The 25,711-nt window shown below is 70.3% G+C and carries 21 protein-coding genes and 1 pseudogene; 15 read left to right on the plus strand and 7 right to left on the minus strand.

The features are described 5' to 3' along the window. The first annotated feature begins 100 nt into the window (after positions 1 to 100). Positions 101 to 619, plus strand: coding sequence for a hypothetical protein (locus ACQUQD_RS40565; RefSeq protein ID WP_428957249.1), 519 nt, complete (start codon positions 101 to 103; stop codon positions 617 to 619). Positions 620 to 906: 287 nt separating this feature from the next. Here ACQUQD_RS40565 and ACQUQD_RS40570 read toward each other — a convergent pair whose 3' ends face one another. The 4 genes from ACQUQD_RS40570 to ACQUQD_RS40585 are packed head-to-tail and all read right to left on the minus strand — an operon-like array spanning position 907 to position 6,026. Then, the gene (locus tag ACQUQD_RS40570) at positions 907 to 2,823 is read right to left on the minus strand and encodes an amylo-alpha-1,6-glucosidase (RefSeq protein WP_428957250.1); all 1,917 of its coding nucleotides are present in this window, start codon (positions 2,821 to 2,823) and stop codon (positions 907 to 909) included. Next, on the minus strand, positions 2,820 to 4,169 hold the full coding sequence (locus ACQUQD_RS40575; RefSeq protein ID WP_428957251.1) for an MGH1-like glycoside hydrolase domain-containing protein: 1,350 nt from the start codon (positions 4,167 to 4,169) through the stop codon (positions 2,820 to 2,822). Before ACQUQD_RS40575 ends, ACQUQD_RS40570 begins: the two co-directional genes overlap by 4 nt. After that, on the minus strand, positions 4,166 to 4,966 hold the full coding sequence (locus tag ACQUQD_RS40580; RefSeq protein ID WP_428957252.1) for a sugar phosphate isomerase/epimerase family protein: 801 nt from the start codon (positions 4,964 to 4,966) through the stop codon (positions 4,166 to 4,168). Before ACQUQD_RS40580 ends, ACQUQD_RS40575 begins: the two co-directional genes overlap by 4 nt. 13 nt (positions 4,967 to 4,979) lie before the next feature. Further along, complete coding sequence (locus tag ACQUQD_RS40585; protein ID WP_428957253.1) at positions 4,980 to 6,026, minus strand: zinc-dependent alcohol dehydrogenase; 1,047 nt, start codon at positions 6,024 to 6,026, stop codon at positions 4,980 to 4,982. Positions 6,027 to 6,156: 130 nt separating this feature from the next. Between ACQUQD_RS40585 and ACQUQD_RS40590 the strand changes: the two genes are divergently transcribed. From ACQUQD_RS40590 to ACQUQD_RS40615, 6 genes are all read left to right on the plus strand, one after another. Next, positions 6,157 to 7,560: an ABC transporter substrate-binding protein gene (locus ACQUQD_RS40590; protein ID WP_428957254.1), complete on the plus strand. Its 1,404-nt coding sequence runs from the start codon at positions 6,157 to 6,159 to the stop codon at positions 7,558 to 7,560. Positions 7,561 to 7,600: 40 nt separating this feature from the next. Continuing rightward, a complete protein-coding gene (locus tag ACQUQD_RS40595) occupies positions 7,601 to 8,626 on the plus strand; it encodes a carbohydrate ABC transporter permease (RefSeq protein WP_428957255.1) in 1,026 nt (341 codons plus the stop codon). A gap of 14 nt (positions 8,627 to 8,640) precedes the next feature. Then, on the plus strand, positions 8,641 to 9,507 hold the full coding sequence (locus ACQUQD_RS40600) for a carbohydrate ABC transporter permease (protein WP_428957776.1): 867 nt from the start codon (positions 8,641 to 8,643) through the stop codon (positions 9,505 to 9,507). 16 nt (positions 9,508 to 9,523) lie between these two features. Further along, positions 9,524 to 10,765, plus strand: a complete 1,242-nt coding sequence (locus ACQUQD_RS40605; protein ID WP_428957256.1) for an ROK family transcriptional regulator — start codon at positions 9,524 to 9,526, stop codon at positions 10,763 to 10,765. After that, complete coding sequence (locus ACQUQD_RS40610; protein ID WP_428957257.1) at positions 10,762 to 11,661, plus strand: Gfo/Idh/MocA family protein; 900 nt, start codon at positions 10,762 to 10,764, stop codon at positions 11,659 to 11,661. Before ACQUQD_RS40605 ends, ACQUQD_RS40610 begins: the two co-directional genes overlap by 4 nt. A 70-nt stretch (positions 11,662 to 11,731) precedes the next feature. Beyond that, positions 11,732 to 12,010 carry a DUF6480 family protein gene (locus ACQUQD_RS40615; RefSeq protein WP_428957258.1) on the plus strand — a complete coding sequence of 93 codons (279 nt, stop codon included), beginning with the start codon at positions 11,732 to 11,734 and terminating at the stop codon, positions 12,008 to 12,010. A 161-nt stretch (positions 12,011 to 12,171) separates the two neighbouring features. Here the strand turns inward: ACQUQD_RS40615 and yicI are convergent, their stop codons facing one another. Then, positions 12,172 to 14,400 carry an alpha-xylosidase gene (gene yicI / locus ACQUQD_RS40620; RefSeq protein WP_428957259.1) on the minus strand — a complete coding sequence of 743 codons (2,229 nt, stop codon included), beginning with the start codon at positions 14,398 to 14,400 and terminating at the stop codon, positions 12,172 to 12,174. Between the two features lie 328 nt (positions 14,401 to 14,728). On the opposite strand from yicI, the gene ACQUQD_RS40625 reads away from it, so the two are divergent. From ACQUQD_RS40625 to ACQUQD_RS40650, 6 genes are all read left to right on the plus strand, one after another. Beyond that, entirely contained in the window at positions 14,729 to 14,890 is a 162-nt protein-coding gene (locus ACQUQD_RS40625; protein ID WP_428957260.1) for a hypothetical protein, read from the plus strand. A gap of 274 nt (positions 14,891 to 15,164) precedes the next feature. After that, positions 15,165 to 16,334: a xylose isomerase gene (xylA, locus tag ACQUQD_RS40630; RefSeq protein ID WP_428957261.1), complete on the plus strand. Its 1,170-nt coding sequence runs from the start codon at positions 15,165 to 15,167 to the stop codon at positions 16,332 to 16,334. A 190-nt stretch (positions 16,335 to 16,524) separates the two neighbouring features. After that, positions 16,525 to 17,727 carry an ABC transporter substrate-binding protein gene (locus ACQUQD_RS40635; RefSeq protein ID WP_428957778.1) on the plus strand — a complete coding sequence of 401 codons (1,203 nt, stop codon included), beginning with the start codon at positions 16,525 to 16,527 and terminating at the stop codon, positions 17,725 to 17,727. A gap of 14 nt (positions 17,728 to 17,741) precedes the next feature. Further along, on the plus strand, positions 17,742 to 18,689 hold the full coding sequence (locus tag ACQUQD_RS40640; protein WP_428957262.1) for a carbohydrate ABC transporter permease: 948 nt from the start codon (positions 17,742 to 17,744) through the stop codon (positions 18,687 to 18,689). A gap of 5 nt (positions 18,690 to 18,694) precedes the next feature. Continuing rightward, a complete protein-coding gene (locus ACQUQD_RS40645) occupies positions 18,695 to 19,531 on the plus strand; it encodes a carbohydrate ABC transporter permease (RefSeq protein ID WP_428957263.1) in 837 nt (278 codons plus the stop codon). An 8-nt stretch (positions 19,532 to 19,539) separates the two neighbouring features. Next, positions 19,540 to 20,928, plus strand: a complete 1,389-nt coding sequence (locus ACQUQD_RS40650; protein ID WP_428957264.1) for a GH1 family beta-glucosidase — start codon at positions 19,540 to 19,542, stop codon at positions 20,926 to 20,928. Between the two features lie 36 nt (positions 20,929 to 20,964). On the opposite strand, the gene ACQUQD_RS40655 is transcribed toward ACQUQD_RS40650, so the two are convergent. Both ACQUQD_RS40655 and ACQUQD_RS40660 read right to left on the minus strand, forming a co-directional pair. Then, positions 20,965 to 22,224, minus strand: coding sequence for an ROK family transcriptional regulator (locus ACQUQD_RS40655; RefSeq protein WP_428957265.1), 1,260 nt, complete (start codon positions 22,222 to 22,224; stop codon positions 20,965 to 20,967). Next, positions 22,221 to 22,502, minus strand: a pseudogene (locus ACQUQD_RS40660) (hypothetical protein); the annotation flags it as partial. The pseudogene ACQUQD_RS40660 and the gene ACQUQD_RS40655, both read right to left, overlap by 4 nt. A 228-nt stretch (positions 22,503 to 22,730) precedes the next feature. Between ACQUQD_RS40660 and ACQUQD_RS40665 the strand changes: the two are divergent. Both ACQUQD_RS40665 and ACQUQD_RS40670 read left to right on the plus strand, forming a co-directional pair. Further along, complete coding sequence (locus ACQUQD_RS40665; RefSeq protein WP_428957266.1) at positions 22,731 to 23,204, plus strand: hypothetical protein; 474 nt, start codon at positions 22,731 to 22,733, stop codon at positions 23,202 to 23,204. 433 nt (positions 23,205 to 23,637) lie between these two features. Then, entirely contained in the window at positions 23,638 to 25,656 is a 2,019-nt protein-coding gene (locus ACQUQD_RS40670) for a hypothetical protein (protein WP_428957267.1), read from the plus strand. Positions 25,657 to 25,711: the final 55 nt, after the last annotated feature.

A 25,711-nucleotide genomic window follows, 5' to 3' on the forward strand; every position in this document is an offset into this window, starting at 1 on the left:
TCCGGCGTGGTGTCACCGAAATGGACGCCAGAGCGCGTCGTGATCGTCGATGTCTCGTTAGGGGGATTGACCCGCTTTCGAACACAAGAGAGGCGAATGCATGAGCCAGAAGAAGAAGGGCCGTCGGCACCGCAGCGTCAACCGGACACCGCGCCCGGTCGGTTCGGCCGGCCGCCCGCCGCGTCAGCGGACCGCGCCGCCCGCCCATGCGCCCGCAACCGCGCCGGACCTCGGCAAAGTGATCGCCCAGCTCGGCTTCACGCCCGCGCGTGTACCCGCCCCGGCCGCCCCGCGTGAGAGCGCGCCCGCGCAGGCGCTCAGCGTCGAGGCGGACTCGGACGACGAGGCGGGGCCGCTGTTCACCGTCCCGGCCCGCGACGGAGGCCTGGGCGTGAACGCCCACCGTACGTGGCTGCGTCTTCGGTCGGTGCAAGGCGCCGTCCGTGCCGAGGAGTTGAGCGAGAAGGTCGGCTACACGCCGCGCACCATCACCAAGCACCTCAAGGGGCTGGCCGGCTACGGTCTTGCTCGCCAGGACGCCGAGGGCCACTGGTACGCCACCGGTGTGAGCCAGGCCGAAGCCACCCGCGCCCTGCCCGCGGCGCACGCCGCGCTCTGACGACCCGGCGACCCTCGACACCGCCGCCGGTCGAGCCCGGGACGTACGGAATCCCAGCGGGAGCGGGGTCGCCTGCCCGGGCCGGCTGAAGCACGGCCCGTCGCGTCGTCGTCCGGGACGTCCCGGACGACGACGCGGTTCGTGGCCCCGGTGGTGACCGTTGCACCACGACGCGCGATCTGAGGTGCGGCCGCACCAGGATCCGGGTCCGGAACCGACCGGCCGCATCCACAGCCGCGACGAGCGCGCCGTTCCCTATGGGATCGAGAGCCGGCGCGCGAGCCCGGTCAAGGGACCCGTACCGCACGCAACGCGGTGCGCAATGCCCAGGGCGTCGCGGCTGCCCAGGCCTGGGGAGAGCAGGAGTGCGGGTAGGGCACCGGGCGTGAGGAAGCCGTACGGTCGTAGCCGCCGAGGACCTCGGGCAGGCGGTGGCCGTGATGAGCGGCAGCTGCCGTAAGCCCCGCGACCACCTGGGCGACCTCGTCGGCCAGGCCGTAACGGGCCAGACCGAGAGCGATGACGCCGTTGTCGTGCGGCCAGGCGCTGCCGCGGTGGTAGGACAGCGGATGGTAGGGGCGCTGTCCCGCGGCCAGTGTGCGGATCGCCCAGCCGGAGAAGAAGTCCGGTTCCAGCAGGCGCCGCCCCACGCGCCGGGCCTGTTCGTCGTCGAGGATGCCCGACCAGAGCAGGTGTCCCGCGTCCGAGGCGAGCGCATCGACCTGGCGCCCCCGGCCGTCCAGGGCGAGGGCCGGGAAGTCGTCCCCGTCCATCCAGAAGTCCTCGCGGAAACGGGCACGCAGATCGTCGGCCAGGCCGTCCAACTCCCGCGCGTAGTCCGGGTCCTGCCAGACCAGTTCCGCCAGGCGGGCCGTTCGGCGCAGCGCGTCGTAGGCGTAACCCTGGGCCTCGCAGACGGCGATGGGGCCTGTCGCCTGAGTGCCGTCCTTGTGGCAGACGGCGCCCGCGGAGTCCTTCCAGTTCTGGTTGACCAGGCCGCCCGGGTCGGGCGTGTACACCAGGTACCCGTGCTCGGTCAGTCCGCCGTCGCCCAGGAGCCAGTCGACCGCGGACCGGGCGTGCCGCTCGAGACGGGCGGCGAGCGTCGCGTCCTTGGTCGTCTCGTAGTGCGCGTGCAGCAGGACGAGGAAGAGGGGAGTGGCGTCGATCGTCCCGTAGTAGCGGCCGTAGGGAATCTGCCGGAAGTGGGCCAGTTCCCCGTGCCGTATCTCGTGCACGATGCGGCCGGGCTGTTCGCCGCGGAACGCGTCGTGGCCCTGCCCCTGGGTCGCGGCGAGCGCGCTGAGGGTGCCGGCGGCCGTGCCGGGCCGGTAAGGGAGCATGAAGTACGAGGTGAGGAGAGAGTCCCGGCCGAACAGGGTCAGGAACCAGGGCACTCCGGCCGCGGGCACGGCGACAGGTTCGCCGTCGACGCCGGTGGCGGGGATCGTCAACAGGTCCAGGTCGGCGAGTCCTTGGCGGCAGGCCCGGTCCAGGTCGTCGGATGCGTCGGACAGATCGATGTCCTGTGCGTCCGCTGCGCCTGTGGGGAGCGGGAGTCGGTGAGCGCCGTGCGGGTGTGCCGTGACACCCAGGCGGATCTCGGCCGTGCCGTGCGGTTCCAGGGCGAGGCGCCAGGAGAGCGTGTGCGGCCCCGCGTCCTCGGTGCGTACGCCGTCGGGTGCGGGCGCGGCACTCACGGTGGTGCGTACGTGCCAGTCGGCCCTGCGGTAGGTGAACTCGAGGCCCGTGTCCGTACGGTGAGCCGCGCGGGTCGCGTCGGGCTTGGGGTAGTGGCGGTCGTCCGCGCGCAGTTCGAAGGTGTCGGCGAAGTCGGCGTCCACGGTCAGGACGACCTCGGCGACGACCGGGTCCGGGCTGTTGCTGACCAGGCGCAGGACATCGGTGAACTCGCCCGCCGTGACCGTCTGGCGGCGCAGCACCGTATAGGCGGGCGGGGCGTCGCGGGTGCCCTCCGGGGTCAGGACGCATTCCCCGGCGCCGTTGCCGGTGGGGGTGAGGGGGGACAGGACGACGGGCGCGCTTCCGTCGACGGTGAGCTGCCACAGGCTCAGGTGACGGCCGTCGCGGACGAACAGGCCGTCCGGTGATGTGCCGCGCGTGCCGGTGATGCCGCCGTCGGCGTCGACGTGCACGAACGTGGCGTCGCGCACCAGTTGGGCGCGGGGGGCGCCGTTGCTCATCGGCGTGCCTCCTGGGTGGTGAGCAGGTCGAGCGTGAGCGCGGCCGTCCAGGAGAACGCCCGGGCGCCGCGGCCCTCGCCCGTGGTGGGATCGACGTACTCGGCGAACTGGGTGGCGCCGGCCGTCTCCAGGATCGCCCTGCGGATGCGGTCGGCGTGGGCGCGCCGGTCGTGGGTGCGCAGTCCGCGCTCGAGCAGCCAGGCGGTGTTGAACCACGCGGGGCCGCGCCAGTAACGGGTGGGGTCGAAGGCCGGTCCCGTCAGGTCGTAGCTGGGCACCAGATCGGTGGAGTCGGCCCGGAAGCGCGGCCCGGTGAGCGTTGCCGTCAGGCGTTCCACGATGTCCGCGGGCAGTCCGGGGGCGAGGAGGGGGGCGAGCCCGGCGACGCTGTGTTCGCGGACCAGGGTGTCGGTGGTCAGGTCGCGGGCGAGGAACATCCCCGCCTCGTCGTCCCACAGACGGGTCACCAGGGCCTCGGTGAGGCGGGCGGCACGCTTCGTGTGGGATGCGGCGTCCTCGCCCACCTGCGTCGCGATCTTCGCGAGGGCTGTCTCGCTGGCGATCAACAGGGCGTTGACGCACGGGTCTTCCAGGGCGAAGTGCGGGCGAGCCGCGCGGTCGTCGTAACCGGAGTCGCGGTAGGCGACGGCGAGTCGGACGTAGCGGCCGTAGTCGAGGTCGGTGGGGCGGTCCGCGGGGTGCCCGTGGTCGAGGTCGGCGCGCCGGAAGCTGTCGGGGGCGGCCGGGGTGACGCGGGCCAGCGGGGCATCCCAGCAAGGGCTGTTGTCCATGCCGGGTTCCCAGGGGTGGACGACGGCGGCGAGTCCGCCGCGGCCCAGATCGCGCGCCGTCAGCAGGTAGTCGTGCCAGGCCACGAGCCGCGGGTACAGCCGGGGCAGGAATCCGCGGCGCCGTGACTCCCCGGGGTCGGCCTCGTGGGTCAGCCAGGCGGCGAGGGCGTGCACGGGCGGCTGGACGATGCCGGACGTCTCGTGCGCCGCGGGAGCACCGGCCGCGGCGCCCGCGGTCGAGGACCGCCAGAAGTCGGGGCTGGGGAAGTAGGCGTCGTTCGGCACGGAGGAGTTGAAGACGATGTGCGGGACCCGTCCGTCGCCCCACTGGGCGGCGAACAGCGATTCCAGCTCGCGCTGTGCGCGGCGCGCGGACAGGTGCCGCAGTCCGATCGCGATGAACGCGGAGTCCCAGCTCCACTGGTGCGGGTACAGGGTGCGGGAGGGGACGGTACCGGTCCCCACCCAGTTGTCGAGGAGGACGCGCGCCGCACCGCGCCGCAGGGTCAGGTCTGCGGCGTCGGTGCGGGCGGTCCCGTCGAGGAGTGCGGTCACGCGCCGGACCCCTTGAGGAACGCGGGCACGGAACGGATCGCCTCGACGGGGTCACCGGTCAGTCGGCACTCGGCCGCGAGACAGCCGTCGTAGCCGATGGTGTGCAGGGCGCCCAGCCAGGCCGGCCAGTCGAGGTGCCCGGCGCCGGCCTGGAAGCGGTTGGAGTCCGAGACCTGGGCGTGCCCGATGAAGGAGGCGTTGTCGATGATCGCCCGCGCCGGGTCGGTCTCCTCGATGTTCATGTGGTAGCTGTCGATGCCGATCCGGACCGAGTCGAGACCGACCTCCTTGATCAGCTCGGCCGCCTGCTCCAGGCGGTTGACCATGTGGTCCTCGTACCGGTTGAGCGGTTCGAGGTAGAGCGTGACGCCCTCGGCGGAGGCGTGCTCGCCGAGTTCGGTCAGGCCCGACAGCAGGATCTCGCGGTCCTGCTCCGCCGAGCGCGGGGGCTCGAACGGGGGGAGCCGGCTGGAGAACATGCCGTACGAGGCCGGGGTCTGGGCGCCGAGTCCGCCGATCTCCGCGATGACCGTGAGCTGCGACTTCATCTGCTCGATGGCGTCACGGCGCAGCTCGGCGTCGAAGGCGCCGAAGAAGTGCAGCATCTCGACGCACACGGTCGGCATGACGACGCCGTCCTTGAGCGCCTGCTTCAGCTCCGGGAGCCGCGAGGCGAAGTGGAGGTCTCCCTTGGCGCGCAGTTCGATGGCGTCGTAGCCGGCGTCCTGCGCGAAGTCCCACTTCTGCTGGAGGGTCTCGCCGGGCAGCAGCTGTTCCTGGGCAGCGATCTTGAGCATGTCGGGGTACCTCTCAGAATTCCAGGACGACCTGGAGGGCGTCGGCGGGGCGCTCGTCGAGCAGGACGTACGCGTCGGCGGCGTCCGCCACGGGCACGACGTGGCTGACGAGGGAGTCCACGTCCACCTGCCCCTCGGCGACCAGGCGCAGGAACGTCTGCTGGAGGCGCTCCACGGTCCAGCGGCCGGACAGCGGGGCCGGTACTCCGCCGATCTGCGAGCAGACGATCTCCACGCGGTTGTGGTGGAACTCGTCGCCGAGGCGGAGGCCCACGGCGTCGCCCTGGTAGAAGCCGGACGCCACGACGCGGCCGCCGACGGTGACCGAGCGGACGGCCTCGTGCAGCGCCGGGTAGGCGCCGCTGATCTCGATGGCGAGGTCGGTGCCGCGGCCCGCGGTCGCCTCACGGATGGTCTCGGCGACGGATCCGGAGCGGGCGTTCAGGGTGCGGTGCGCGCCGTAGCTCTTCGCCTTCTCCAAGCGGTTGTCCAGCGCGTCGACGGCGGTGACGCGGGCGCCGCTGAGCTGCGCGAGGCGGGTGGCGATGAGGCCGATGACGCCCTGGCCGAAGACGGCGACGTCCTCGCCGAGGTTGATCCCGGCGGCCAGGACCGCGTTGTAGGCGATGGCGCCGACGCGGGCGAACGCGCCGGCCAGCGGCTCGAGCCCGGCGGGCAGCGTGTGGCCGATCATGCGCTCGGCCGGGACGATGCCCTCGCTGCGGTGGCCCCAGATACCCCACACAAGGTCGCCGACGGCGGGCATGTCCGGGGTGCCGGTCAGCTCCGGGGAGACCTCGGTGACTTCACCGACCTCCGAGTAGCCCCAGCCGACGACGGGGTAGCTGATGCCCGCCTCGTCGTCGCGGAACAGCCGGGCCTCGGCGTCCCAGGTGCGGGTCAGATAGGGGTTCGTGCCGCGGTAGGCGGTCAGCTCGGTGCCCGCGGAGATGCCGGAGTAGCGGGTGCGGACGCGCAGGTGTCCGAGCGGCAGCTCGGCGCTGTCATGCTCGGCCACCTCCACCTGGCGGGGACCTGTGAATTGAACGACGCGTTCCACGGACGACTCCGAAAAAGGTGGTGCGGGTGTTGGTTCCGTCGACAATATCCTCAACTTATGTCTTGTCAACATGCAAAAGTAGTGCTGAGATGCGTCACAGATAGACGTAAGTCGGCGATGAGGACAGGCAATGCGCACCAGGACCCGGCGGTCGAAGATGACCGCGGCCGGCGTCACGGCAGCTCTGGGCATCGGACTGCTCACGGGCTGCTCCAGCAGCACAGGCCCGGGCACACCGGACCGTGAGATCACGGTGTGGTCCCAGGAGAACCTCCCGGACCGTGTCGCCGCGACGCAGAAGATCGTCGACGGGTTCGAGAAGAAGACGGGCATCAAGGTCCATCTCGTCGGCGTCGACGAGGGGCAGATGCCCCAACTGATCATGTCCGCCGCGGCCTCCGGGCACCTCCCGGACGTGATCGGCGCCGCCCCCATGGGCCAGACCTGGCAGATGTACACCAACGGGCTGCTCAACACCGACATCCCCGGCCGGATCGTCAAGGAACTGGGGCGCGGCACCTTCGACAAGAACGCCCTCGACCTGACCACCGACGGCACCAAGAGCCTCGGCGTGCCCTCCGACGCCTGGCTGCAGCTTCTGGTCTACCGCAAGGACCAGTTCGCCAAGGCGGGCCTCGATGCGCCGGACACCTACGCCAAGGCGCTCGAGGCCGCCAAGAAGCTCACCACCAAGGGCCACGACGGCATGTCCGCCGCGACCGACCCCTCGGACGTCTTCACGTCACAGAGCTTCGAGAGCCTGGCCCTGGCCGACAACTGCCAGCTCGTCGACGGGCAGGGAGACGTCACGCTCGACTCGCCGCAGTGCGTCAAGGCGTTCCACACCTACGACCAACTGGCGCGCGAGTACGGCGCACCCGGCACCCAGACCGTCGACTCGACCCGCGCCACCTACTTCTCGGGCCGGTCGTCGATGATGATCTGGTCGTCGTTCCTCCTCGACGAACTGGCGGGGCTGCGCAAGGACGCCCTGCCCAGCTGCAAGGAGTGCGGCAAGGACCCGCGGTTCCTCTCCGACAACACCGGCATCGTCACCGCGCTCAAGGGCGCGGACTCGGACGGGGCCGCCCAGTTCGGTGAGGTCACGTCCTGGGTGACCACGAAGACCGCAGAGACGGCCGCCTCCCGCGAGTTCATCGAGTACATGATGGGCAGTGGCTACGAGTCCTGGTTCGGCATGGCCCCCGAGGGCAAGATCCCGGTCCGCCACGGCACGGCCGCGCAGCCCGACAAGTACGTGACCGCCTGGCAGCACAGCAAGCTCGGCGTCGGCACCCGCAAGCCGCTCGACGAGGTGTACTCGCCCGGACTTCTCGAGCAACTGGCCGCCGGCGTCGGCCACATCCGCCGCTGGGGCATCGAACAGGGCGAAGGCGCGCTCGTCGGCGCCACCAACGGCGAACTTCCGGTGCCCAAGGCCATCGGCGCCATGACCAGCGGCCAGACCTCGCCCTCCGAAGCCGCCCGGGAGGCCGAGGAAGAGGTCGCCGCCCTCAAGAAGTCCCTGCAGTAGCGCCCCCGTACCTCGTGAACGACTCGTCGAAAGCCTCGTCATGACTACCGCCACCTCCAGCACACCCCAGCGCCACAACCCCCCGGACGGATCTCCGACACCGCCCGCCGACGGCCGCCGCGGCCGCAAGCCCATGACCGCGAGCCGCCGGACCAACCGCGCGGGACTCGCCTTCGTGAGCCCCACCTTCCTCGTCGTCCTCGTCGTCGTGGTGCTGCCGATCCTGTGGACGGTCCTGCTCGCCTTCCAGCACGCAAAACTCGTCGACATCCAGGGCATGGGCCTCTTCGGCAACTGGAGCCTGCGCAACTTCGAGCAGGTCTTCGACTCCGCCGGATTCTGGTCCAGCCTCGGTACCACCGTCCTCTACACCGTGGGCGGCACCTTCGGCTCCGTCGCCCTCGGCCTCGTCGCCGCCCTCGCACTGCGCCGGCCCTTCCGCGGCCGCGGGCTGCTGCGCGCCGCGATGCTCCTGCCGTACGTGGCGCCCGTCGTCGCCGTCGCGTTCGTCTGGGAGGTCGCGCTCAGCCCGCAGTACGGCATCGTCAACGAATGGGGGCAGAAGCTCTTCGGCTGGGACGACCCCATCGCGTTCCTGTCGGCCCGCAGTTACGAAGTCCACCTGCTCGGCGTGCACTTCGACATCCCGCTGGCGCTGCTCACGGTCATCGCATTCGAGTGCTGGCGCTACTTCCCCTTCGCGTTCCTGTTCATCCTCGCCCGCCTGCAGGCGGTGCCGGACGGCCTGGAGGAAGCCGCGAAGGTCGACGGCGCCACGCCCACCCAGCAGTTCCGGCACGTCCTGCTCCCGCAGCTCATGCCGGTGATCGCGCTGCTGTGCGTGCTGCGCTTCATCATGACCTTCAACAAGTTCGACGACGTCTACCTGCTGACCGGCGGCGGAGCGGGCACCGACGTCGCCGCCGTCCGCGTCTACGACTTCCTCACCTCGCGCTACGACGTCGGCGCGGCGGCCGCCCAGGCCCTCGTCCTGGCCGTCGCTCTCATGGTCCTGCTGGGCCTGTACTTCAAGTTCTTCGGCAACAAGATGCAGGAGGAGTCGTGACCCGTAAGGCGGCCATGACACGAGCCCAGTTCGAGGAGACGTTCTTCGGCGTCGCGCGATGGGTGGTCATCGCGTTCCTCGTGCTGATCACCTGCGTGCCCTTCTACTACATGCTGCTCCTGTCGGTGAAGCCCATCGACTCGCTGCTGCTCGACCCCGGCTCCCTGTGGGTGTCGGCCAAGCAGTTCACCCTCGACACGTACAGCGAGGTGCTGCGCTCCACCGACGACGGCGGCCAGGGATTCCTCCAACTCCTGCGCAACTCCGCCCTGGTGTCGCTCGGCACCGTCGCACTGACCCTGCTCGCCGCCGTACCCGGCGCGTACGCGATCAGCCGCCTGAAGTTCTTCGGCAGCCGCCAGGTCAGCGCACTCTTCCTCGCCGTCTACCTGTTCCCCTCGACGCTCCTCGCCGTCCCGCTCTTCGTGATGTTCGCGAAGATGGGCCTGTCGTCGAGCCTCGTCGGCCTCGCCATCGTCTATGTCGCGCAGACGGTCCCCGTGGCGATCTACATGCTGAAGAACTACCTCGTCACCATCCCGTACTCGATCGAGGAGGCCGCCGCCCTCGACGGCTGCAGCCGCCTGCAGACCGTGCGCAAGGTGATCCTGCCGCTGGCCCTGCCGTCCTTGATGGCAACCGGCCTGTACGTGCTGATGATCGCGTGGAACGAGTTCCTCTTCGCCCTGCTGTTCCTCGCCGCCGACCCCGGCAAGTGGACCGTCTCGCTGGGCCTCGCCCAGCTGTCCAACGGCATCGAAGTCTCCAAGACCGTACTCATGGCAGGTTCCGTGGTGCTGACGATTCCCGTGGTAATTCTGTTCTTCGCCGCGGAACGCCTGCTCACCGAGGGCCTCACCAGCGGTGCCGACAAGAGCTGAACGAGGGGAAACAGCGATGACGACGCCGAGTCCGGCGAGCTCGGGCCGACTGCTGCAACTCATCCGCGGCGGCCAGGCCAACACCCGCGCCGACCTCCAGCGCGCGACCGGCATGTCCCGGTCGACCGTGGGGCACCGCCTCGACGAGCTCAACCGGGCCGGCTGGCTGCGTCAGGACACCGGCACCTCGACCGGGGGCCGTCCCTCCCATCGGCTCGTCTTCGACCCCGGACACGCCGCCGTCATCGCGATCGACCTGGAGACCCGGTACGCCCGTGCGGCCGTCCTCGACCTCGCGGGCACCGTCCTGGCGGAACACACCGCCGAGCTGGACATCGGTGACGGACCCGACCGGGTCCTCGACCAACTGGCCTGCTGGTTCCCGGAGTTGTTGACCGCGGCCGGGATGCCGGCCAGTCGGGTGTGCGGCATCGGCCTGTCCGTCCCGGGCCCCGTGGACTGGGACACGGGGCAGGTCGTGCAGCCGCCGATCATGCCCGGCTGGGACCGGTTCCCGATCCGGGAGCGGATGCAGGAGGCGTACGCGCAGCACGTCGGCGTCTGCATGGAGGGCGCGACCGTCCCCGTCTTCGTCGACAACGACGCCAACCTGATGGCGTTCGCCGAACAGCGCACAGGTCACCCCGACTGCTCCGCGTTCGTCCTCGTGAAGGTCTCCACCGGCATCGGCGCCGGCGTCGTCGTCAACGACGAGGTCTTCCGCGGCATCGACGGAGGCGCGGGCGACATCGGCCACATCCGGCTGCACGACCGGCCCGACGCCCTGTGCATGTGCGGCTCCTACGGCTGCCTCGCGGCCGTGGCGAGCGGCCGCGCCCTGGTCAAGGACCTCAGCGGCCTGGGCCTCGACGTCTCCTCCGGCACCGACGTCAAGGCACTCCTCGACCAGGGCCACCCCGACGCCGTCCGCCTCGCCCGCGAGGCCGGCAAGCGCGTCGGAGAGGTCCTGGTCACCGTCGTGACGCTGCTCAACCCCGGCGTGCTCATGCTCGCCGGGGACCTGTCGGGCATCCCCTTCATGACCGGCGTCCGTGAACTCCTCTACCAGCGGGCCATGCCCCGCACCACCGCCCACCTGAACGTCGTGACCTCTCGCCTCGGCGAACACGCGGGCCTGATCGGCGCCGCCGCGATGGTCGTCGACGTGCTCTACGCGCCGGAACGGGCCGACGCCCGGCTCCGGGCCCTGGCGGCGGCCCCCGCCCGCACCACACAAGAAATACAGGACAACTCGTGACCGAAACGGCCATCACCCCCTGGACCCGGCAGCCCGTCCGCGTGGGACTCGTCGGCGCCGGCCCGTGGGCCCGCGCGATGCACGCCCGGATGCTCGCCGCGGGACCCGAGACCCAGCTCACCGCCGTCTGGGCACGCCGCACCGAGGCGGCCCAGGAGACCGCCGCGCCGTACGGCGCACGGGTGGCGGCGAGCTTCGAGGAGTTGCTCGACCACTGCGAGGCCGTCGCCTTCGCCGTGCCGCCGTCCGTCCAGGCCGAACTCGCGCCGCTCGCGGCCAAGCGCGGCAAAGCCCTCCTCCTCGAGAAGCCGCTGGCCCTGGACCTGCCGTCCGCCGAGCGGCTCGTGGACGCGGTCGACGAGGCGGGCGTGGTCACCCAGCTCGTCCTCACCAAGCGGTACCACCCCGTGACACGCCGCTTCATCGAGGAAGCGCAGCGGCTCGACGTCATCGGCGCGCGCTCGTGCTACCTCCACGGGGCCTTCCTCGGCGGCGACTTCGCCACGTCCTGGCGCCTCGAGCACGGCGTACTCCTCGACCTGGGCCCACACCTGCTCGACCTCCTCGACGCCGCCGCTGGCCCCATCGTCGACATCCGCAGCACCGGCGACGCCCGCCGCTGGACCGAGCTGACCTGCGAACACGAGAACGGAGCCGTGAGCCAGGCGTCGCTGTCCGGCGCGGTCCCGCGGGAACGGGCGCTGACCCGGGTCGAGTTGTTCGGCCGGCAGGGCGAACTCGTCTACGACACCGCGGAGATCGACCACGAGGAGTGCTGGCCGATCCTCCGCCACGAGTTCGCCACAGCCGTCCGGTCCGGCCGGGCCGGCGACCTCGACGCGCGCCGGGGCCTGCGGCTGCAGCGGTTGCTGGAGAGGGCCGCGCTCGGGAGCTGATCGGCGGGGATCCACGCCGGTTCCCTGGGCGCCCGGCAGCCGGCTCGACAGATATGAGTCCCGTAGTGCCTTGCGCGGGCCGGGGCGGCGGCGCGACCTGCGCGGCGAGGGGCTGGACGGCGGTCTCACCCGAGATGCGGGGGCGGCAGGTCAGCGGGACGGTGGAGGTATGAACGATTCACGTGTCCCGCCGACGGAGACGCCGCCGGCGGAGGGATCTGTCTCGGCTGCCCATCGGGAGCGTCCCGACGGCGGCCTGTGGGAACACCCCGGTTGGTGGCTCTGGCTCATCGTGATCGGTTCCATCCTGGTGGCCGGCTTCTTCGTCGCGCGGATCGCCGGGATGTGACCGAAGGGAGCTGTAGCCGGCTCCTGAGTGCGATGGAGGCCCCGGCCCACGTACGCGCTCAGGCGTCCAGCGAGCCAGGCCGCCTGCCCGTGTGACCGGAATGATCACAGCGGGCAGGCGGGTTCGACGGACGAGGCCCCTCGCGGCGGAGGGACCCGCCGTCACAGCTCCGTGATCGCGGGCGCCGGAGTGCCGTCAGGGGTCGAGACCGTCACGGCAGCGCTGCTCGCGTCCCGCGTCACCCGGTACGCGGCAGCCTGGCGGCCGTGATGATCGGGGACCGTGACAGTCACGTCGTGCGCGTCGGGGGCGACGAGCAGAGTGAGGCCGTCGGTCCAGTCGCCGTCGGGACGCTGCTCGTCCGCGCCCCACGGGAGCACCGCGCCGGGGCGCACGTACAGGGGCAGGCTGTCGAACCCGTGGGTCTCGCGGCGCCAGGCCGGGCCCTGGACCCGTTCGCCGGTCAGCAGGTGGGTCCAGGTGCCTTCCGGCACGTAGAACTCGACGTCGCCGTGGTCGGAGAAGACGGGCGCGACCAGCAGGTCGGGGCCGAGCATGTACTGACGGTCCAGGGTGCGGGCGGTCGGATCGTCCGGGAACTCCAGGAGCATCGGCCGCATCAGGGGCACACCGGCGGCGTGGGCCTCGGCCGCGACCCCGTACAGGTACGGCATGAGTCGGTGCTTGAGCTTGGTGAACTTCCTCGCCACGTCGACCGCCTCGTCACCGAACTCCCACGGCACCCGGTACGAGCTCGAGCCGTGCAGGCGGCTGTGCGAGGAGAGCAGGCCGAAGGCGAGCCACCGCTTGAAGACCGCGGGATCGGGCGTCCCCTCGAAGCCGCCGATGTCGTGCGACCAGAACCCGAAGCCCGACAGGGACAGCGAGAGACCGCCGCGCAGGGATTCGGCCATGGCGCCGAACGACGACCAGCAGTCGCCGCCCCAGTGCACCGGGAACTGCTGGCCGCCCGCCGTCGCCGAGCGGGCGAACAGGACCGCCTCGCCGATGGCGCGCTCCTTCTCCAGGAGTTCGAAGACGACCTGGTTGTAGAGGTGCGTGTAGTAGTTGTGCATGCGCTCCGGGTCGGAGCCGTCGTGCCACACCACGTCGGTGGGGATGCGCTCGCCGAAGTCGGTCTTGAAGCAGTCGACACCCTGGTCGAGGAGGACCTTCAGCTTGGCCTGGAACCAGGCGCAGGCGTCGGGGTTCGTGAAGTCGACGAGCCCCATGCCGGCCTGCCACAGATCCCACTGCCAGATGCCGCCGTCGGGCTTCTTCACCAGGTACCCGCTGGCGGCGGCCTCGTCGAACAGGGCCGACTTCTGCGCGATGTACGGGTTGATCCACACGGAGATCCGCAGACCGCGCGCCTTGAGGCGGGCCAGCATGCCCTCCGGGTCCGGGAAGACGTCCGGGTCCCAGGTGAAGTCCGACCACTGGTACTCGCGCATCCAGAAGCAGTCGAAGTGGAAGACGCTCAGCGGAATGTCGCGCTCGGCCATGCCGTCGACGAACGACGTCACCGTCTCCTCGTCGTACTGCGTGGTGAACGAGGTCGTCAGCCACAGGCCGAACGACCAGGCGGGCGGCAGGGCCGGGCGGCCGGTCAGCGCGGTGTAGCGGCGCAGCACGTCCTTCGGGGTGGGACCGGCCACGACGTAGTACGCCAGCGTCTGGTCCTCGACGCTGAACTGCATCTGGCCGACCGATTCGGAACCGATCTCGTAGCTGACCCGGCCCGGGTGATCGACGAAGACGCCGTACGCGCCGGCGGGGGAGACGTGCAGGCTGAACGGGACGTTCTTGTAGGCCTGATCGCTGCTGGTGCCGCCGTCGGCCTGCCACATGTCGACGACCTGGCCGTTCTTGACGAACGGGGTGAAGCGTTCGCCGAGGCCGTAGACCTGTTCGCCGACGCCGAGCGTCAGCTGGCCGGCCATGTGATGGGCGCCGTCGCCGGTGGTGAAGAACGCCGTGCCCTTGCGGCCCGCCGAGGCGACCTCGCGCCCCTCCGTGTCGCGGAAGGACAGCGTCCAGGGCCGGCCCGTGTCCAGGCGCACCGTCAGGGGGCCGCTCGCGAGCTCGACGACGTCGCCGTCCCTGCGCACCTCACCTACGGAGGTGTCCGCGCCCGTGAGCGCGAAATCGGGGCCCGGCCGCCGGGCGCCCGCCAGGTGAGTCGTACGGACGCCGATCACTCCCTCGGCGGGGGAGAAGCACTCGGTGGTCAGGAGGGGGGAGTTGAGGGTGTCGCCGCGGCGCTCGACGCGCTTGACGGCGGCGTAGGCGGTGAAGCGGCCGACGTCCGTACGGACGTCGCGGACCTCGGTGGCGTACGAGGCCTGGACCCCGTCGCGCATCAGCCAGAAGCCGTCGGTGAACTTCATGATCTTCCCTGGGAGCAGAGGTGGTTCAGGTCAGCGGGGCGGGCGTCGCCCGGTCGAGGACGTGGGGCGGGCGGTGAGGTCGCGGGGGAGTGCGGGCGGCAGTGTGCCGTGGCGGGTGCGTCATCCGGGGGCGCTGGTGACGGGACCGCGGCCGGTCGCGGCGCCGAGCGCGACCGGATCGTCGGCCTCGGGCAGCGGGGACCGGCAGGCCGGACGGTGGGCCTCCCGTCGCCGTCCGGCACGGCCTCTCGCCGCGCCACCGGGGAGTCGGACAGAGCGTGTGACCGCTTGCGTGGCGTCGGGGCGGAGGCCGAAGGAGCGCGGTGGCGTGCGGCAGGCCGAGGCCGCGTTCGCCGTCGATGTGCCGCTCGGTGACCAGGCGTGGGGCCCGGCTCTCGGTGAGGAGGCGGCGAGTGGTGGCGTCGATGACGGCCGTTTCCGTAACCCGCGTGGCACGGACCACGCCGAGCACGATTCCGGCCGACGGTGACGACGGTGCCATGGCGCCTCTCAACTCACTTGCGATCTTGAAAGCAAAGGTTCTGCCGACGCCATTTGACCGTACACAAAACAAAAGGGCAAGGGTCGCAAGGGGAAGATTTGTCGAAGCGCTTCGAACGGCCTATGGCCAGGTAAAACTGGGTGGATCGTGCGTTGGTCGCATCGAAGGGTCTAGCGCTTCGACGCAGCATGGCGTATTAGTCATGTCAGAAAACAAACGTCCGGTGGACGCCGGACGTCGCGCAGCAGCAAAGGGCCGCACCATGTCCGATCGCTTCACTCCCACCCCTGACAGCAAGTTCACCTTCGGCCTGTGGACCGTCGGCTGGCGGGGGAACGACCCGTTCGGTGACGCCACCAGGCCGGCTCTGGACCCGGTCGAGTCGGTGCGTCGCCTGGCCGAACTCGGCGCCTACGGCGTCACGTTCCACGACGACGACCTGATCCCGTTCGGTGCCTCCGACGCCGAGCGCGAGACCATCGTCAAGCGGTTCCGCACCGCCCTCGACACCACCGGCCTGGTCGTCCCGATGGCGACGACGAACCTCTTCACGCACCCGGTCTTCAAGGACGGCGGCTTCACCGCCAACGACCGCGACGTGCGCCGCTACGCGCTGCGCAAGACCATGCGCAACATCGACCTCGCGGCCGAGCTGGGCGCGCAGACCTACGTCGCGTGGGGCGGCCGCGAGGGTGCCGAGTCCGGCGGTGCCAAGGACGTCCGGCACGCGCTCGACCGGATGAAGGAGGCCTTCGACCTCCTCGGCGAGTACGTCATCGAGAAGGGCTACGACCTCAAGTTCGCCATCGAGCCCAAGCCGAACGAACCGCGCGGCGACATCCTCCTGCCGACCATCGGCCACGCGCTGGCGTTCATCGAGCGCCTGGAGCGCCCGGAACTCGTGGGCGTCAACCCGGAGGTCGGCCACGAACAGATGGCGGGCCTGAACTTCCCGCACGGCATCGCCCAGGCCCTGTGGGCGGGCAAGCTGTTCCACATCGACCTCAACGGGCAGACCGGGATCAAGTACGACCAGGACTTCCGCTTCGGCGCCGGCGACGTACGCCAGGCGTTCTGGCTCGTCGACCTGCTGGAGAGCGCCGGTTACGAGGGGCCGCGCCACTTCGACTTCAAGCCGGTGCGCACCGACGGCTTCGACGGTGTGTGGGAGTCCGCGAAGAACTGCATGCGCAACTACCTGATCCTCAAGGAGCGGGCGGCCGCCTTCCGCGCCGACCCCGAGGTGCGGGAGGCACTGCTCACCTCCCGCCTCGACCAGCTCGCACAGCCCACCGCCGTGGAGGGCCTCGCCGGACTCCTCGCGGACAAGGGCGCGTTCGAGGACTTCGACGTCGATGCCGCCGCCCAGCGGTCGATGGCGTTCGAGCGCCTGGACCAGCTCGCCCTGGAGCATCTGCTCGGCGTCCGCTGACGCCGGCCCCTTTCGCGATGCAGTCCCTACGGCGCGGGTCGGAGCCGTACCGGGATGCGCGAACACCCCTGCGGAACACCGGAGTTCCACAAGGGCCGGCCACCCCTCCCAGGCAAGGGCAACCACCGTGACAGCAGTTCCTCCACCGGACGCGACGCGCACCAGGCGCCGTCGTACGGGCCGCCGGGCCATGGTCCCGCTCACCGTTGTCTCCGCACTCGTCGCCGCCGCGGCGCTCGCCGGCTGCGGCCAGCAGCGCGACGACGACGTCTACACCGTCCTCAACTCCTCGACCGACGACTCGTACCACGGCTGGGACGCCGCCACGCTCGCCCGCTGCAGCAAGCAGCTCGGGATCACCATCGAGCAGCAGAGCGTGCCCGCGGCGCAGGTCATGACGAAGTCGCTGCGCATGGCGTCGTCGAAGTCGCTCCCGGACGTCATCCAGTTCGACGCCTCCGAGATGCCGACGTTCGCCGAGGCCGGCGGCCTGGTCGACCTGCGCTCCCTGGGTCTGTCCACGCAGGACATCCCCGAGGGCATCGTCGGTTTCGGCTCGTACAAGGGCACGTACTACGGAGCGGCGCGCACGGTGAACACCCTCGCGCTCTTCTACAACAAGGACATCCTGAACAAGGCCGGCCTCGAAGTCCCCACCACCTGGGCCGAGATGCAGGACACGGCGAAGAAGCTCACCCAGGGCAAGCAGTACGGCATCGCCCTGAGCGCGGGCGGAGCCGAGGACGGGGTCTTCCAGTTCACCCCGTTCATGTGGTCCAACGGCGGTGACGAGACGGACCTCGCCACCCAGAACGTCGCGCAGGCGCTCGACTACTGGAAGGGCCTCCTGAAGGACGGCTCGCTGTCCAAGTCGACCGTCAACTGGACGCAGGCCGACGTCAACGACCAGTTCATGGCGGGCAACGCCGCGATGATGATCAACGGTCCCTGGCAGGTCGAGACCCTCAACACCAAGAAGAACCTGCACTGGGGCATCGCCCGGATCCCGGTCCCGAAGACGGGCGACAAGTCCGTCGGCCCGCTCGGCGGCGCCGTACTGACCGTGCCGAAGACCGGTGACACCGCGCGCGAGAAGACCGCCGCGAAGATCATCGGCTGTATGGCGAGCGAGAAGGAGCAGATCTCCTACGCGCGCAACAGCTGGATGGTGCCGGCCAACGAGAAGGCCGCCGCGATCTGGCGCAAGGAAGTGCCCGAACTCGACGCCCTCGCCGACCAGGTGGCAGCCGCCCGCTCCCGCACCGCGAAGGTCGGAGCCCGCTGGTCGTCCGTGTCGCTGGCCCTGCAGAGCGCCTTCCAGTCGGCGCTGACCGGGCAGTCCAGCGAGGCCGCCCTGAAGAAGGCGCAGAGCCGCGCCACGAGCGGGAACTGAGGGGACTCACGAACATGTCGACCACCACGGCTTCCGCCACCGCCACCCGGCCGGCCCCCGCCGCCACGGTGAACAAGCGCGACCCGCGACGGCGCCGCAGACTCTCCCAGTGGGGCTTCATCGCGCCCGCCGTCGTCTTCATGCTGCTGTTCTTCGGCTACCCGCTCGTCCGCAACGTCGTGATGAGCTTCCAGGACTTCTCCCCGTCCACGTTCTTCGACGGCAAGTCCCCCTTCAACGGCACCGACAACTGGAGCAAGGTCTTCCACGACGACCTCTTCGGCAAGGCGCTGTGGCACACCATCGTCTTCACGATCGGCTCGCTGATCGGCCAGTTCGGCATCGGCCTCGCGCTCGCCGTCTTCTTCACCAAGAAGTTCGCGCTCAACGGCTTCCTGCGCTCGCTGATCCTGCTGCCCTGGCTCGTGCCGATGGTCGTCTCCGGCATCGTGTGGCGCCGCATCCTCGACCAGGACACCGGAGTCCTCAACTCCTTCTTCGACACCCTCGGCCTCGGCGGCCACACCCCGTGGCTGACCAGCCCCGGCATGGCCCTGTTCTCCGTGATCATGGTGAACATCTGGATCGGCATCCCGTTCAACATGGTGATCCTCTACGGCGGACTGCAGGAGATCCCCAAGGAGCTGTACGAGGCCGCCTCCCTCGACGGCGCCTCCGCCTGGCGGACTTTCCGATCCATCACGCTGCCCCTGCTCAAGCCGGTGATCACGGTCGTCCTCGTGCTGGGCTTCATGTCGACGGTGAAGATCCTCGACCTGATCCTCGCCCTGACCGACGGCGGCCCGGCCGACTCCACCCAGACGCTCGGCACGCTCACCTACCAGAACTCCTTCGTGCAGCTCGACTTCGGCGCGGGCGCCGTCGTCGGCAACGTCCTGATCCTGATCTCCGCCGTCTTCGCGGTGTTTTACCTGCGGGCCAACCGCTCCGAGGGGAAGTGACCGGCATGGCGACCACTCACCCGTCTGTCGTGCAGAAGCCGAGGCGCCGCTGGGGCGCCACCGTCGCCGGCGTGGTCTTCCTGTGCGTGATGCTGTTCCCGCTGTACTGGATGATCAACACGGCACTGCAGCCCGAGTCCGGGCTCCTCGAGGTCTCGCCTGTACCGCACTCGGTCGATCTGTCCGGATTCACCTCCGCGATCAGCGAGCAGGGCGGTCACCTGTTGACGTCGCTCGCCGTCGCGCTCGGCGCCGTCGTCATCTGCCTCGCGATCGCCGCGCCCGCCGCGTACGGCCTCGCCCAGTTCCGGCTGCCCGGCACCAAGTCCATCGTCTTCGGCACCCTCATCACCCAGATGGTGCCGGGCATCGTCATCGCCAACGCCCTGTACAGTGCGTACGTCGATCTCGGCCTGGTCAACTCCTACTTCGGCCTGATGCTCGCCGACGCCTCGCTCGGCATCCCCTTCGCCATCGTCCTGATGCGCTCGTTCATGGTGGCCATCCCCAAGGAGGTCATCGAGGCCGCCGAGGTCGACGGCGCGGGCAAGCTGCGCACGTTCATCCAGGTCGTGCTGCCGATGAGCCGCAACTCCCTCATCACCGCGGGCCTGTTCTCCTTCCTGTACGCGTGGAGCGACTTCATGTTCGCGCTCACGCTCAACACCACCGACGACGTCAAGCCGGTCACCCTCGGCATCTACCAGTACATCGGCGCCCACGTCGGCGACTGGGGCTCGGTCATGGCCGCATCCGTCCTGTCGGCGATCCCGGCGGCCGTCCTGCTCGTCCTCGCCCAGAAGTACATCGCCGCCGGCATCACCGGCGGATCCGTCAAGTAAGGTCACTCATGAGCGACTTCACCGCGTTCCCCACGTTCCCGCCGGGCTTCGTGTTCGGCGCCGCCACCGCCTCGTACCAGATCGAGGGCGCCGCGTACGAGGACGGGCGCGGCCCCTCCATCTGGGACACCTACAGCCACACGCCCGGCCGCACGGACGGCGGTGACACCGGCGACGTGGCCTGCGACCACTACCACCGCTACCCCGAGGACGTGGCGCTGCTGCGCGGCCTCGGCGTCCACTCGTACCGCTTCTCGATCGCCTGGCCGCGCATCCAGCCCACCGGCAAGGGCCCGGCGAACCAGAAGGGCCTCGACTTCTACTCCCGGCTGGTCGACGAGCTGCTGGAAGCCGGCATCGAGCCGGCCGCCACGCTCTACCACTGGGACCTCCCGCAGGCCCTGGAGGACGAAGGAGGCTGGCGGGTCCGCGAGACCGCCGAGCGGTTCGGCGAGTACACCGCGATCGTCGCCGAGCACCTCGCCGACCGCGTCCCGCGCTGGATCACCCTCAATGAGCCCTGGTGCAGCGCCTTCCTGGGCTACTCGGTGGGCCGCCACGCACCCGGCGCGAAGGAGGGCCGCGGCGCACTCGCCGCCGCGCACCACCTGCTCGTCGGACACGGCCTGGCGATGAAGGCGCTGCGCGCCGCGGGCGTCCGCGAGGCGGGCATCACCCTCAACCTCGACCGGAACGTCCCCGCGACGGACTCCGCTGCCGACCGGGCCGCCGCCCTGCGCGCCGACACCCAGCACAACCTCGTGTGGACCGAACCGATCCTCGCCGGCCGCTACCCGGCCTCCGACGAGGACACCTGGGGCGAACTGATCACCCGCCAGGACTTCCGCCGCGAGGGCGACCTCGAACTGATCGCGCAGCCACTGGACTTCCTCGGCATCAACTACTACCGGCCCATCGTCGTCGCCGACGCCCCCCACCGCGAGCCCGACCCGGCGCTCCGCGTCGCCACCGACAACCGGTACGCCGAGGTGGACTACCCGGGCGTCCGGAAAACGGCCATGGGCTGGCCGGTCGTCCCGGAGACCTTCACGGACCTGCTGACCGACCTGAAGGCCACGTACGGCGACGCCCTGCCGCCCGTCCACATCACGGAGAACGGTTCCGCCGAACACGACGCGGTGGCCGACGACGGCGCCGTGCACGACGACGACCGCGTCACCTACCTGCACAGTCACCTCACGGCGCTGCGCGACGCCATGGACAAGGGCGTCGACGTGCGCGGCTACTACGTGTGGTCGCTCCTGGACAACTTCGAGTGGGCGCTGGGCTACGCCAAGCGGTTCGGAATCGTCCGCGTCGACTACGACACCCAGAAGCGCACGCCCAAGGACAGCTACCACTGGTACCGGCGGCTGATCGCCGCGCACCGGCACTGACCGGCCCCGCAGGACCCGGAGCGCGGGATGGACACGTCAGCCCGTCTCGCGCTCCGCGTACGCCGCCGGGTCGGCCAGCACCTCACGGACCATGCGGACGGCCGCGCCGCGCGCCGCGTCACCGGACGAGGAGGAGGCCCGCAGCCGCCCGTTGCCGGGTGTCCACAGCCCCGACACCACCCGCGCCGTCAGCTCCCGGTCCGCGGCGGGAGCCAGCCACGGCATGAGCCCGCGGAAGACACCGCCGAGGACCACCGCGTCCGGATCGACGAGGTTCACGGCGCCCGACAGCACCCGGCCAAGGCGCCGCCCGGCGTCTTCCAGCGCGGCCAGGGCCGCCGTGTCGCCCGCGCGGGCCCGGCTCTCCAGCTCCGCGACGCCGGCCGCGCCCGCCGCCTCGTCGAGCCCCGCCGTCCGCAGCAGGGCCGCCTGCCCCGCGTACTGCTCCAGGCATCCGCGCGCTCCGCACCGGCACTCGGGCCCGTCCGGCTCCACCACCACGTGCCCGATCTCACCGGCGAACCCGTGGGCGCCACGCAGTAGTTGACCGTGCAGGACCAGCGCGCCGCCGATGCCGATCTCGCCGGTCAGATAGATGAAGCTCCTCACGCGGCCCGTGCCGTCGCCGCCCGTGCCTCCGCCGAACCAGAGCTCCGCCATGGCCGCGAGATTCGCCTCGTTGTCGGCGCTGACCGGGAGGGCGCGGTGCGTGGGGCGCAGCGCCGTCAACGCCTGCGCGAACAGGCCCTCGACCGGTACCCGGTTCCAGCCCAGATTCGGTGCCTGGCGCACCGCGCCGCCGGACACCAGGCCGGGCAGCGCCAGCTCGGCGGCCACCGGACGCAGATCCTGCTCGGCGGCCGACTCGATGGCACGGGCCGCGATCCGTGCCGCCTGCGAGAGCACGGAGGCGGGCGAGGCGCTCCGATTGTCCATCCGCTCCACCAGACGGACGCGATCGGTGCCCGCCAGGTCGACCACGCACACGGTGATGTAGTCGATGTTGATCTCCACCCCGAGCCCGGCGGGTCCGCTCCGCGCCACCTTGAGCGCTGTTCCCGGGCGCCCCGCCTGCCCGCTGAACGTCTTGCCCCACTCGGAGAGAAACCCGTCGGTGAGGAGCTGGTCCACGAGGGAGGAGACCGCGGCCCGGGTCAGCCCGACCCGCGAGGCGACACCCGACCGGGTCGTCTCGCCCTCCTCGTGGACGGTGGTCAGAACGAGGCTGAGATTGTGCCGACGCACGGTCGCCTTGTCCGCCTTGGGCGGGGTCGCGGACGGATTGTTGCTGTTCATCGTGGTGACGAGCCTATGGGACGGGGCTGCGCGACGACGGCTGCGGTGTGTGCGCGGCGTCCCTGCCCGGGAACCCGAGCCACCAGCAGGGGCTGGAAGAAGCCCGACTCCTGCGGCGGGTGCCACGCGGGGCCGGTGAACCCGGCCTCGCCTGCGAAGCCGGTCAGTCGGTCCTGGCCGAGCGCCCAGTAGGCGGTCCGGCGGACCTGGACGCGCCAGTCCGCGCCCGCGGGAAGGAGCTGGAAGTGCTCCAGGTCGTAGGGCTCGCCGTCGTCGTGCCCACTCTCACTGATCCCTCGGGCATGGCCCGACAGTAGCGGCGGCTGCGGTCCTCCGAAGGTGTCGGGCACCCCTGGGCCGAGCCCACTCGAGACGGCTCGTCCCTCCTCGTGCGCAGCTGCCGGCGCGCTGATCAGCAGCTTCTGGTGAATTTCCTTTGACGTCGTCCGCTCGCGCGGGCACGCTCTCCCGTGATGCAGCCGTGGGGGAAGTGAAGGGGAGAGGTCATGGATGTCACCGTGCAGTGGGTCCGGACGTCCTGGACCAAGCAGTCGCGCGGGGGCGAGGGCGCCGCCCGCAGGAATGCCGCCCCGGTCGGGTTCGAGCTGCCGCATGAGCTTGCGCCCCTCGCGCACACGGTCCGCATGCACGAGCGGGACGACTTCGCGCCGCACGACGGTCGAGCGGAACCCCGCAACGTCGATGTGCAGCTCCGCGAAGCCGACGGCCGGTTGCGGATTCTTCCCCGGGTGCAGCCGCTGTTCGCCCTGCCTCCCCGGTCGCGTCGGCCGCCGGCGGTGCGGCTGCTTCCGGGCCAGTGGGTGCGATGGCAGCTGAACTACCGCTTCAGCAGCGCGGCCGGCATGCAGGACTGGTCGTACTGGCTGGACACGTTCAACATCGCGTACGGGCCGGTGGCCGACGACGTGTTCCTCGGGACTCCGACGTTCCACGTCGACGAGCAGGGACCTCTTCGGTAGCCGTTCCGTGCAGCCGCAGTCGCATTCCCCGATGCGGTCGAATTGGAGAAAAGCGCTTTCCGACAGCGCTTGCTATCGCACACGCGTCTCTTCGGTCACCCCACCCACACGGATGAATTGGATCTGATGAGAACTCGTCAATTGCGACAGTCATCCAGTAATACATGCGCACGGCATACACGCTCCTGACCGGCCACTTCTTTGCGAGACACTTCCATCCGGCGAAGGCGCGCGCTCCCGAACACGCACCTCACCGGCGCTCTCTTTCCTCTGTCGCGATTCACAGAATCCGCACACCAAGTCCAGCGAAGCCGCACCATGTGACGCGTCAGAGCGGCACGGCCACGGACTACAGCCGGGGCGTGTCGCTGGGGGGCGGACGCACGGCGGCGGGGGCCGTCCTGCGTTCGGTCAGGGAGGGGACCACCACCACATGAATCGCTCTTCGGGAGCGGCGGCCGTCGGCGCCGGCGCCCTGTTCCTCGCGCTCGCACTGCCCACGGCGCCGGCCTCGGCCGCCGAGACCCAGCCCAGGATCGACCTGCGTGTCCTGGTCGTGACCGACGGCGGCCCGGCCACCGCGGCCATCGCCGCCGAACTCGACAGCGAGGGCACGCCGTACACCACCGTCGACCTCAGGCAGTCCAACCGTCCCAAGATCGATGCCGCGTTCCTCGCGGACACCGTCAGCGGCCGGCCTCGAGCCAAGTTCCAGGCGGTCGTGCTGCCGGACGACAACCCGTTCGGTGCCGGCTCGGCGGAGTCGACCGCGCTCGCCGACTACGAGAAGAAGTTCTCGATCCCTCAGGTGGACGCGTACACCTATGCCCGCGCCGAGGTGGGCCTGCAGCCGCCGCAGTTCGCCGGAATCCTCGACGGCATCGAGGCCCAGGTGACCGATGCGGGCAAGGCCGGCGCGTTCGGGTATCTGTCCGGCTCGCTGCCGTTCGAGAACAACTCCCCGGACGTGGCCGAGAGTTATGGCTATCTCGCGCGGCCCGCCGAGGGTGCCGACTTCACGCCCTACGTGGAGGCGCCGATCCCGGGCACCGACCAACGGGGCTCGCTGGTGGGCGAGTACAAGCACGACGGGCGCCGTGAGCTGGTCGTGAACTTCGTCTACAACCAGTACCAGAAGCAGTTCCGGCTGCTGGTGCGCGGCATCGTCGACTGGATGACGCAAGGGGTGCACCTGGGGGCCTCGCGGAACTACTTCTCGGTCCACGTCGACGACGTGTTCCTCGCCGACGACCGGTGGAACTCCGACCTCAACTGCACGCCGGGCGACGTCGACTGCGCGGGCGGCGGCGGCACCCCGGACGAGATCCGGATGACGGCGGCCGACGCGCAGTACGCGGCGCAGTGGTCGAAGCAGCGCGGCTTCACGCTCGACATGGTGTTCAACGGCGGCGGCAGCGAGATGTTCAAGGCGGACAACGGCGGCACCGACGCCCTCGCCGCCCAGCTCCTCGCCGACAAGAGCACGTACCGCTGGGTGAACCACACCTACGACCACCCGTTCCTGGGCTGTGTGCAAGATGTCAGCGCGGTGCCCTGGAAGTGCGCGAAGAATGCGAACGGGACGACGCAGTACGTGACGCAGGCGAAGATCTCCCAGGAGGTCTCCGACAATCACGCGTGGGGTCAGCGCAACGGACTGTCCCTGAACAAGGGCGAGTTGGTCACCGGTGAGCACTCGGGTCTGAAGGTGCTGCCGCAGCAGCCCGACGACAACCCGAACCTGGCGGGCGCCCTGAGCCAGAACGGGGTCACCTGGCTGGCCTCGGACGCCTCCCGCGAGACCGACCAGCGCAAGGCCGGCCCGGCGCTGACCGTGCCGCGCCACCCGATGAACGTGTACTACAACGCGGGCCGGGCCGCCGAGATGGTCGACGAGTACAACTGGATCTACACCTCGAAGGCCGACGGCGGCAGCGGCATCTGTGAGGGTTCCGCCACCACGACCTGCCTGTCCGCACCGCTCCCGGCCGACGGCTACACGTCGTACATCGTGCCGCAGGAGGCACGCACCGCGTTCGGACACGTGCTCAACAACGACCCGGACCCGCACTACATCCACCAGTCGAACCTCGCCGAGGACCGCATCGCCTACCCGGTGCTCGACCACGTCCTCGACACGTACTCCTCGCTCTTCACCTCCTCCGCGCCGATCGTGAACCTGCCGATGGCACAGCTCGGTACGGAGATGAAGCAGCGTGCTGCCTGGAGCGCGGCCATCGACGCCAACAAGGTGACGGCGTACCGCATCGGCACGGCGGTGACGGTCCAGGCCCCCTCGGGAGTGGCGGTCACCGCTACGGCGCCGAGCGGAACTGTGCAGCAACTCGTCCTCGGAACGCAGAAGTTCGGAACCGCATACGCCGGGAGAGTCTCCGGCTGGGCGTCCCCCGGCACGCTCCAGAGCCAGGTGTCGCTGAAGCTGCCGAACTGAACCGCCCGTACCGAGTGAGTCAACCGGAGCCTCACAGTGTTGGAAGTCTCGGACT

Origin of the sequence: Streptomyces sp. cg35, from assembly GCF_050410835.1 — a bacterium.
Lineage (GTDB): Bacteria > Actinomycetota > Actinomycetes > Streptomycetales > Streptomycetaceae > Streptomyces.

What these genes read in the sequence shown, in the direction of transcription:
- ACQUQD_RS40565 (WP_428957249.1), top strand. Translation starts at nt 101, where the DNA reads ATGAGCCAGAAGAAGAAGGGCCGTCGGCACCGCAGCGTCAACCGGACA.
- ACQUQD_RS40570 (WP_428957250.1), bottom strand. Translation starts at nt 2,823, where the DNA reads ATGAGCAACGGCGCCCCCCGCGCCCAACTGGTGCGCGACGCCACGTTC.
- ACQUQD_RS40580 (WP_428957252.1), bottom strand. Translation starts at nt 4,966, where the DNA reads ATGCTCAAGATCGCTGCCCAGGAACAGCTGCTGCCCGGCGAGACCCTC.
- ACQUQD_RS40590 (WP_428957254.1), top strand. Translation starts at nt 6,157, where the DNA reads ATGCGCACCAGGACCCGGCGGTCGAAGATGACCGCGGCCGGCGTCACG.
- ACQUQD_RS40595 (WP_428957255.1), top strand. Translation starts at nt 7,601, where the DNA reads ATGACTACCGCCACCTCCAGCACACCCCAGCGCCACAACCCCCCGGAC.
- ACQUQD_RS40600 (WP_428957776.1), top strand. Translation starts at nt 8,641, where the DNA reads ATGACACGAGCCCAGTTCGAGGAGACGTTCTTCGGCGTCGCGCGATGG.
- ACQUQD_RS40605 (WP_428957256.1), top strand. Translation starts at nt 9,524, where the DNA reads ATGACGACGCCGAGTCCGGCGAGCTCGGGCCGACTGCTGCAACTCATC.
- yicI (WP_428957259.1), bottom strand. Translation starts at nt 14,400, where the DNA reads ATGAAGTTCACCGACGGCTTCTGGCTGATGCGCGACGGGGTCCAGGCC.
- xylA (WP_428957261.1), top strand. Translation starts at nt 15,165, where the DNA reads ATGTCCGATCGCTTCACTCCCACCCCTGACAGCAAGTTCACCTTCGGC.
- ACQUQD_RS40635 (WP_428957778.1), top strand. Translation starts at nt 16,525, where the DNA reads ATGGTCCCGCTCACCGTTGTCTCCGCACTCGTCGCCGCCGCGGCGCTC.
- ACQUQD_RS40640 (WP_428957262.1), top strand. Translation starts at nt 17,742, where the DNA reads ATGTCGACCACCACGGCTTCCGCCACCGCCACCCGGCCGGCCCCCGCC.
- ACQUQD_RS40645 (WP_428957263.1), top strand. Translation starts at nt 18,695, where the DNA reads ATGGCGACCACTCACCCGTCTGTCGTGCAGAAGCCGAGGCGCCGCTGG.
- ACQUQD_RS40650 (WP_428957264.1), top strand. Translation starts at nt 19,540, where the DNA reads ATGAGCGACTTCACCGCGTTCCCCACGTTCCCGCCGGGCTTCGTGTTC.
- ACQUQD_RS40655 (WP_428957265.1), bottom strand. Translation starts at nt 22,224, where the DNA reads ATGAACAGCAACAATCCGTCCGCGACCCCGCCCAAGGCGGACAAGGCG.
- ACQUQD_RS40665 (WP_428957266.1), top strand. Translation starts at nt 22,731, where the DNA reads ATGGATGTCACCGTGCAGTGGGTCCGGACGTCCTGGACCAAGCAGTCG.
- ACQUQD_RS40670 (WP_428957267.1), top strand. Translation starts at nt 23,638, where the DNA reads ATGAATCGCTCTTCGGGAGCGGCGGCCGTCGGCGCCGGCGCCCTGTTC.